Here is an 8,088-nt window from a genome sequence, read left to right on the forward strand (position 1 = left end):
GATAGACGTCAATCTAAATGGCGTTTTCTACAGCATGAAGTACGAAATCGCCGCCATGTTGGATCGAGGCGGAGGCGCCATCGTGAACATGTCCTCCGTTCTCGGTTCCGTCGGCTTGCCAACTGCGTCCGCTTACACGGCAGCGAAACACGGGGTCGTTGGATTGACCAAGGTTGCGGCGATTGAATATGCGAGAATGGGCATCCGGATCAATGTCGTCGGCCCCGGCTGGATCGAAACGCCTCTTTTATCGGAGCAAATGGAGGTATTAGCCAGCCGGCGCATGGCAGGTCTTCAGCCGATGGGCAGGCGCGGGAAACCGGAAGAGGTAGCGGCCCTTGTGTGCTTCCTCTTGTCCGATCAGGCCAGCTTTATCACTGGGAGCTACCATCTGGTGGACGGAGCTTACACCGCCCATTAGGTGCAGTGGCTGTCCCCACTCGTGCTGGCTACTGTCAGGGTGATGACGCCGCAGATCGCCGGGCTGCCCGCACTGCCTGAGATGGCGCTGTCCCCGCGTCGCAAGGAAGGCCGGGCCAGACCCGGTGGCGGGGCGACTTGCCGACATCCTGCTGCAGGTTGCGGTGGAATCGCTTGCCCGAAAATGTGCAGGCGCTGCCCGCGAGTCCGCCTGCGAAGCGTAGCCTGATGCTGGCGCCCAGAAGACGCAGCGCTCAGCGGCGTTTTTTCGCCTTGCCGGCGAACGGATTTTCCGAGGTGCGCAAGGCGATGCGGATCGGCACGCCTGGCATGTCGAAGGCGTCGCGCAGACTGTTCGAGAGATAGCGGACATAGGATTGCGGCATCGCGTCCGGCCGCGAGCAGGAGACGACGAAGCCCGGCGGGCGCGTCTTGGCCTGGGTGACATATTTGATCTTCAGCCGGCGGCCTGCCACGGCGGGTGGCGGATGATGCGCCAGGATGCCTTCCAGCCAGCGGTTGAGCTTGCCGGTCGAGACGCGGCTGTTCCACACTCTGTGCGTTCTGATGACGGCATCCATCAGCTTGTCGAGGCCGCGCCCGGTCTCGGCCGAGACCGGCACCGCCTGCATGCCGCGCGCCTGCGGCAACAGCCGCTCGGTCTTCTCGCGCAGTTCCGCCAAGAGTTCCTGAGGATGGTCGATCATATCCCATTTGTTGAAGGCGATCACCGGTGCGCGGCCCTCGCGGATGACCAGGTCGGCGATCTGCAGATCCTGCTTCTCGAAGGGAATGGTGGCGTCGAGCACGATGATGACGATCTCGGCAAAGCGGATGGCGCGCAAGCCGTCCTGCACCGACATCACTTCCAGCTTTTCGTGGATCCTGGCCTTGCGGCGCATGCCGGCGGTGTCGAACAGTTTCAGACGGCGGCCATGCCAGTCCCAGTCAACGGAAATGGAATCGCGGGTGATGCCAGCTTCCGGCCCGGTCAAAAGCCGCTCCTCGCCGATCAGCGCGTTGATCAGCGTTGATTTGCCGGCATTCGGGCGGCCGACGACGGCGATGCGCATCGGTTTGGCATCGTCATAGCTCGGCTCGGCATCCGGATCAGTGATGTCCTCGCCGATCAGCACCTCGCTGGCGGCCGGCTCCTCGTCCGCAACCTCTTCTTCTTCGCCGAAGGCGCGCGCCTCGCCCAGTGCGGCGATCACCGCATCGCGCAAATCGGGCAGGCCCTGGCCGTGTTCGGCCGAGACCGGGATCGGCTCGCCAAGGCCGAGTTCCCACGCCTCCAGCATGCCGCCCTGGGCGCCGCGCGCCTCGGCCTTGTTGGCGACGACGACAACCGGCTTGCCGGACTTGCGCACGATCTCGGCGAAGGTCTTATCGTCAGGCATCAGCCCGGACTTGGCGTCGATCGTGAAAAATATCAGGTCGGCTTCGCGGATGGCGATCTCGGTCTGGGCGCGCATGCGGCCCGGCAGCGTCGAAGCAGCAGCATCCTCGAAGCCGGCGGTGTCGATGACGTCGAAATGCAGATCGTAGAGCTTGGCGGCATGGACGCGACGGTCACGGGTGACGCCCGGCGTATCGTCGACAAGCGCCAGCTTCCTTCCCACCAGACGATTGAAAAGGGTCGATTTGCCGACGTTAGGCCGGCCGATGATGGCGACTTTGAACGTCATCCGTCACGACACGCCGCCCGACCCACGGATCAGCTCGGACATCAAAGTCGCCCGCTCGCGCGCGTTGCGCGGGGCGCTGTCATCCGAGGCGATCTGGTCGAACAGTTTCAGTGCGTCCGTCGCCTTGCCTTCCTTCCAGGCGGCAAGGCCGAGCGCTTCGCGCGCCGTGTGGCGCAGCGGGTTGGTATCGGCGGTGAGCGCCTCGACGCGGCTCGAGACATCGGCGAAGGAACCGTGGTCGACGAGCAGCAGTGCTGCCCTGAGGCGCGCCATGTCGCGAAGGCCTGATGGAATGTCCGTGTCGGCGGCGACCTCGTCGAAGTCCTTGACGGCGGCGGCGAAATCGCCCTTATCCGCCTTGACAGTTGCCGCCCGCATGCGGGCGAGCAACGGATAGGCGCCGTAGCCATCCTTCTCCAGCTCAGCGAGGGCTGCCAGCGCTTCGTCGCTCTTGCCCTCATTGGCAAGCTTCAGCGCCTGCGAGAAGGCATCGCCCGAGCGATTGGCGCGGGTCTCGTCCCAATAGCGATAGCCGACAAAGGCGGCGGTGCCAACCACCACCAGTATCGCGAGCGCAAGCAAGGCAGGGCCAAAACGGTCCCATAGCGCATGCGCCTGATCGCGACGCATCTCTTCGTTGACTTCGCGGATAAAACTGTCGTCCGACATGGATCAAAACCATTCCTGCCCCTGAAGGGGGTACATGAGCCCCGCGTTTTAGCGAAATTTTGTCGGCATGGAAGGGGTTCGACCGGAAAATCGGCTAGTCGCCGGACAGGCGATGTAAAGGACGACTAAAAAGGGCGACCGCACCCGCGCCACATTTCGCCGATAGCTGGTGCTCGAACCCTCCTCACAATCCAGATCAGAGATCGATGCCTCGTTTGTCCCGCGTTGTTGCGTTCTCGATCGTGGTTGCTGCGGCGGACGCTGCTGTCGCCGATCCGCCAGCGCCGGAAAAGCCGAAGCAGGCCGTCATCATCTCGTTCGACAGCGCCCGCGATATTTCGCAATGGAAGCGCAGCCGGGCGCTGGCCACTCGCACCGGCGCCCATTTCACCTATTTCGTGTCCTGCGTCTTCCTGCTCTCGCCGGAGACGCGCAAGGAATACACGGCGCCCGGCAAGACATCAGGCAAGTCCAATATCGGCTTTGCCGCCTCGAAACGGGAAGTCGCCGACCGGCTCGAGCAGATAAACCTTGCCGCCTTGGAAGGTCATGACATCGGCAGCCACGCTTGCGGCCATTTCGACGGCAAGGACTGGAGCAAGGCCGACTGGCTGAGCGAGTTCGGTTCGTTCAAGCGCATTCTCGAAGACGCCTATTTGATCAACGGCATTGCGCCAGAACCCGCAGGCTGGCGCAAGATCGCGCGTAAGGCGGTCGGCTTTCGCGCGCCTTATCTGTCGGCGAACAAGGCGCTCTACGAGGCGCTGCCAAAGGCGGACTATCTGTTCGACGCGAGCGGTGTGGCGCGCGGCCCCGCCCGACCGCGTACCGTGAGCGGCATCACGCGCTTTTCGCTGCCGCAAATTCCGGAAGGTCCCGACACAAGGCGGGTGATCGCGATGGATTACAATCTCTATGTCAGGCATTCCGGCGGCTTCGAGCGGCCGAGCAAGGCCGACGAATTCGCCAAACGGACCTATGACGCCTTTCGCGCCGCCTTCGACGCCCAATACCAGGGAAAACGCATTCCGCTGGAACTCGGCTTCCACTTCACGCTGATGAATGACGGCGCCTACTGGAATGCGCTGGAGCGCTTCGCCGGCGAGGTCTGCACAAAGCCCGATGTCGAGTGCATCAGCTATCGCGACTTTATTTCACGGCGACGTGAGGCGTCGGTGGGCGGCTGAACCGGAAGCGCTCGCCGCCCGCTACTCCTCAACTTACCGGCTGATCTTCAGGGCGCAAGCCGGCTCGCTCTCGCTCCAAATAGTCTTGGTCGATTTCCGGTAGCGGCGCGCCTTCAAGCGTCGCCTCGAACGCGCGCAGGCGCTTGTAGATGGATATCAGCTCGACGATGGTCGGCCAGGAATTCACGAGATATTGGAACGAACTGGCGACTTGGGAAAACGCGGTGACAATTTGCTGAAAAATCCCAAAGGTTATCTTACCAATAGCTAAGGTCGGAACAAGAATGAGGGTAGCGAAAACGTTGTCAACTTGGAGATATAGATAGCGAACCATGTCGAAGTAGACATAATGAGCGTACAACGTGAAGTAGTTCTTCCGAACATTTCTGAAAAGCTCAGCCAGCGTTGGTGGCTGAGCTCGTGCCGTATCGTCCTCACCAAGGACAAGCTCCTTGCGCAGAGCGGCTTCAACACGCTGATTACGAAATTCCAGCCCGGGTAGCTTGATGCCGACCACGGCTAGCAAGCTGGTGCCGAACAGCGACCAAGCGATCGCCGCGATGACCAGCGGATAAGGGATTGCTCCAACTATGGGGAGAGTTTGAACGTGAACGGAAAGGGATGCCAGCAAGGGTAGGAACGCGATTAGGGTCATAACCGAATCGATGAAGTTAACACCCAGCCCCTGCATCGTGCCGGAGAACCGCATCGTGTCGTCCTGAACGCGCTGCGACGCCCCTTCGATATGGCGCAGCCTCGGCCAATAAGCGGTAAAGTAATCGTTCATCGCCGTGCGCCAGCGGAAGACATAATGCCTGACGAAGAAAACATTCAGAACGGCAATGCTCATATAAACCAGAGCCAAAGACAGGAACTGCCACACTCCGTAGTAAAGCTCGGCCGGCGTAACGGATCCAGGCGTGGTAAGCGCCTTCTGCACCATGTCGTAAAACATGCCACGCCAATCATTTAGCGCCACGCTTATCTGCACAATGAAATTGGTGACGAAAATGACCAGGCCGGAGCCTAGGATCGACCAGTTTTGCCAAGGATGTGGGGCATACAGCGCCCAGAAAAGATAAAATAAAGCGATACCCGCGAAAAAGTACCCGTAAAACCAGAGGAATGACGGCACCAGGAATCTCAATGGGCTTATGATAGGCGCCTGCGGATCGACCGGCGGCATGCCAAGCATCGTGCCAAGGTGTTCGCCGCCCAAGAACCACAGGATGACGAGCAGAAGGCTCCATGCGACGGCCGAAATGAAGAACAGCTTCGGCTGCGGGAAAAAGGATACGAACACGGTGGGGAATCCTCGGTCGATGCGCAAATCAGCGGCGTTGCTGTTCAGCGGGCATAAGGTCACACATCGATCGGAATGAAAATGGCCGGTGCGCGATGCCCGGCCCCGAGCAAGACCACAATCATGGCGATTTTGGCGCAGCCGACCACGTGATCGCGCCTGAGACGAGCAGGACGGCGGCGGCCATGATCGATGCGAGGAAGAAGTCGCCCGAGGCTTGCGCAAGCAGCCCGGCAACGATCGGACCGATGATCTGACCGAGGCCGAACGAGGCCGTCATCAACGCTAGAACCCGGCGTGGCGCTTGCGGGGCAAGCTGCCTTCCGGTCTGCAGGCCGAGCGCGGTGATGGCGATGAAGGTCCCGCCAAGCAGAAACCCGCCGAGCAGCGGCCCAATGTGTCCGCCGACGGCGACGCTCGCAGTGACGCCGACCACCTCGACGAGGCACCCGAAGGCATAAGCCTGGTAAAGCCCGATCTTTCCCGCAATCTTCTGCCAAAGCCAGACCGAGGGTATCCCGGCAAGGCCGGTGACCATCCAGACCATGGCTTCGAAGACGCGGCTTCCGCCGCCCTGCCGGACGATGGCGACCAGAAATGTCGCCGTCACGATATAGCCGAAGCCGAACAGCCCATAGGCGACAATGATCTTCACCAGCGACCGATCCTTCGGCAGCGCCGGTTCGCGACCATCGGCGCCGTTGGCGGTCGCAGTGCTGCCGAGCAGCAGTGCCACGAGGGCAAAGGCGCCGGCTGAGATCACGGCGGACCAGAACCAGCCCGCCGGCCAACCGGCTTGTGCGGTGACGAGGATCGCCATCAGCGCCGAGGACGCCGCTATGCCGAGACCGACGCCGCCGAAATGCAGCGCCTGCAGGTCGTTTCGGCCGGCTGCGGCCAGATGGCCGAAAACGATGCTGGACATGAACACCAAGACAAAAGCGCTAGCCAGACCGGCAAGAAACCGGATGACGAGAAACGCCGCCATCGTTTCGGCCAGGCCCATCAGCCCGGTGAGGACTGCGGTGGCGGCAAGACCAGCCAGCATCAGCAGGCGCTCACGACCGTGCGCCCAGCCGCCGACGGCCGCAAGTGCACCAATGAGATAGCCGAGATAGTTGGCGGATGCGATCCAGCCGGCATCCGCCGGCGACAGGCCTAGTTCCTCCATCATGCCGGGCAGGATCGGCGTGTAAACGAAGCGGCCGATGCCCATGGCAACGGCCAGGGCAATCATGCCGGCGAAGGCGAGACGCAAAGGGGATGGCAAGGCGGCTTTCATTGCAGTGCACAATAGGTGCACGAGCCTGTCAAACAATCCGCTTGTGTTGGGCCAGGACCGCTCGCAACGGCTGTTGGCAGGTGTCCGCCGCAGAGGCCCGGACCGCTAAATCTGTTTCATTAGCCGCAGGCGACCTGTGATGCCCGTCTCGTAGGCAGTGCGCCGGGCCGTCAGCCTGAACGGCACGTCAGCGAGTTCGCGCTCCGACATGGTGTCGAGCACAGGATGCGACAGCGGATCGGTCGCCCATCGGGTGGTCTCACTTTCATGCGACCGGCTTTGCCGCGCGCCGGCAACGGAAAAGCCCCTGAACAATGATAAAATCTTCATCGGATTTTCCTCGATAGGTCTGGCTATTTCCTTAAAATCTGCCCTTCCGCCGTATGTTTCAATTGAGATTTCAATCGTGTCGGTTTAGAAAAACTGTATGGCCATGCTGAACCGCGTCCACCTCAACGGCCTGCGCGCCGTGGAAACCGTCGCGCGTCTGGGATCGCTTTCGGCTGCAGCGAGCGAACTCAACGTGTCCGCCAGTGCCGTCAGCCAGCAGGTCAAGCGGACGGAAGAGCAACTCGGCCAGGCGCTGTTCGAGCGAACGGCAAGTGGTCTCGTGCTGACCGAATTCGGCGCCGTCTTCGCCGCCCGGCTCGGGGCAGGTTTCCGCGAACTCGCCCAGGCGATAGCGCTCGCCGACGAAGCCTCCGAATGCACGCTGGTGGTTTCGGTCGCACCGGCTTTCGCCTCGAAATGGCTGCTGCCGAGGCTGTCCAGGCATTTCGCCCGCCATCCAAACGTGCTGCTGCGCATCGACGCCTCAGTGCGGATCGCCGATCTCGACCGCTCCGATATCGACATCGCCATCCGCCTTGGCGACGGCAAATGGCCGGGCGGGCGCGCGAAACTGCTGCTCGCGCAGGAGGTCTTCCCGGTCTGCGCCCCGGTGATCGCCAACAAACTGAAAACGATCGAAGACCTTGCCCTGACCTGCGCGATCACCGACGAAAGGTCGATGATCACTTGGGAAAGCTGGTTTGAGGCCGCCGGGGTAAAGCCGGTCACCTTCCTCAAAGGCGCGCGCTTCACCGACCCGATGCTTTGCCTGGAATCGGCGATCGCCGGTCACGGCGTCATGCTCGGCTGGCAATTGCTGGCCGCCGACGCGCTTGCCGACGGCCGCCTTGTCGCGCCCTTCGGCGTCCGCGCCCAGAGCGGGCTGGGCTACTGGCTGGTGACCTCCGCCGCCAAGACCGAAAGCCGCAAGGTCAGGGATTTCAAAGTCTGGATCCGCGAAGAAATAGCGGCGACGATGGCGCAATTCGGGTCGCACATCAGCGCGAACTGAACCTGCCCCGTGCAATCGCGGTGGAAAGCTCAGGGGCGGCGATCTATGTAGAGAACCAGACTCCACATCGCGACAGGCAGGATCATGACCACACATTCGCGCGGCGTTTCCGCAACGATCGACCCGGTGAAGCTCGATAGGCTGGCCGAAGTCGCCATCAAGGTTGGACTGCAATTGCAGCCGGGGCAGGATCTGGT

General features: G+C 61.9%; 9 protein-coding genes. 4 read left to right on the forward strand and 5 right to left on the reverse strand.

The window, feature by feature from the left end:
* A partial coding sequence (locus EOA86_RS13285; protein ID WP_128342073.1) for an SDR family oxidoreductase occupies positions 1-421 on the forward strand: 421 nt, incomplete at its 5' end.
* 253 nt (positions 422-674) lie between these two features.
* Here EOA86_RS13285 and der read toward each other — a convergent pair.
* Both der and EOA86_RS13295 read right to left on the reverse strand, forming a co-directional pair.
* On the reverse strand, positions 675-2,108 hold the full coding sequence (gene der, locus EOA86_RS13290) for a ribosome biogenesis GTPase Der (RefSeq protein WP_128342075.1): 1,434 nt from the start codon (positions 2,106-2,108) through the stop codon (positions 675-677).
* Positions 2,109-2,111: 3 nt separating this feature from the next.
* Complete coding sequence (locus EOA86_RS13295) at positions 2,112-2,777, reverse strand: tetratricopeptide repeat protein (RefSeq protein WP_128342077.1); 666 nt, start codon at positions 2,775-2,777, stop codon at positions 2,112-2,114.
* A 206-nt stretch (positions 2,778-2,983) separates the two neighbouring features.
* On the opposite strand from EOA86_RS13295, the gene EOA86_RS13300 reads away from it, so the two are divergent.
* On the forward strand, positions 2,984-3,964 hold the full coding sequence (locus tag EOA86_RS13300; RefSeq protein ID WP_128342079.1) for a polysaccharide deacetylase: 981 nt from the start codon (positions 2,984-2,986) through the stop codon (positions 3,962-3,964).
* 28 nt (positions 3,965-3,992) lie between these two features.
* On the opposite strand, the gene sbmA is transcribed toward EOA86_RS13300, so the two are convergent.
* The 3 genes from sbmA to EOA86_RS13315 all read right to left on the reverse strand — a co-directional run bounded on the left by sbmA (position 3,993) and on the right by EOA86_RS13315 (position 6,879).
* Positions 3,993-5,267: a peptide antibiotic transporter SbmA gene (gene sbmA / locus EOA86_RS13305; protein WP_065006172.1), complete on the reverse strand. Its 1,275-nt coding sequence runs from the start codon at positions 5,265-5,267 to the stop codon at positions 3,993-3,995.
* A 121-nt stretch (positions 5,268-5,388) separates the two neighbouring features.
* A complete protein-coding gene (locus tag EOA86_RS13310) occupies positions 5,389-6,549 on the reverse strand; it encodes a YbfB/YjiJ family MFS transporter (RefSeq protein WP_127209591.1) in 1,161 nt (386 codons plus the stop codon).
* A gap of 105 nt (positions 6,550-6,654) precedes the next feature.
* Positions 6,655-6,879 (reverse strand): hypothetical protein, encoded by a 225-nt coding sequence (locus EOA86_RS13315; RefSeq protein WP_095518247.1) that lies wholly within the window; start codon positions 6,877-6,879, stop codon positions 6,655-6,657.
* Between the two features lie 97 nt (positions 6,880-6,976).
* Between EOA86_RS13315 and EOA86_RS13320 the strand changes: the two genes are divergently transcribed.
* Together EOA86_RS13320 and EOA86_RS40205 are read left to right on the forward strand one after the other, a co-directional pair.
* Positions 6,977-7,891 (forward strand): LysR substrate-binding domain-containing protein, encoded by a 915-nt coding sequence (locus EOA86_RS13320; RefSeq protein ID WP_128342080.1) that lies wholly within the window; start codon positions 6,977-6,979, stop codon positions 7,889-7,891.
* Positions 7,892-7,975: 84 nt separating this feature from the next.
* The coding region (locus EOA86_RS40205; RefSeq protein ID WP_164891731.1) for an aminopeptidase at positions 7,976-8,088 on the forward strand (113 nt) is incomplete at its 3' end.

The sequence above is a fragment of the Mesorhizobium sp. M5C.F.Ca.IN.020.32.2.1 genome (genome assembly GCF_004023105.1).
Classification (GTDB): domain Bacteria; phylum Pseudomonadota; class Alphaproteobacteria; order Rhizobiales; family Rhizobiaceae; genus Mesorhizobium; species Mesorhizobium wenxiniae.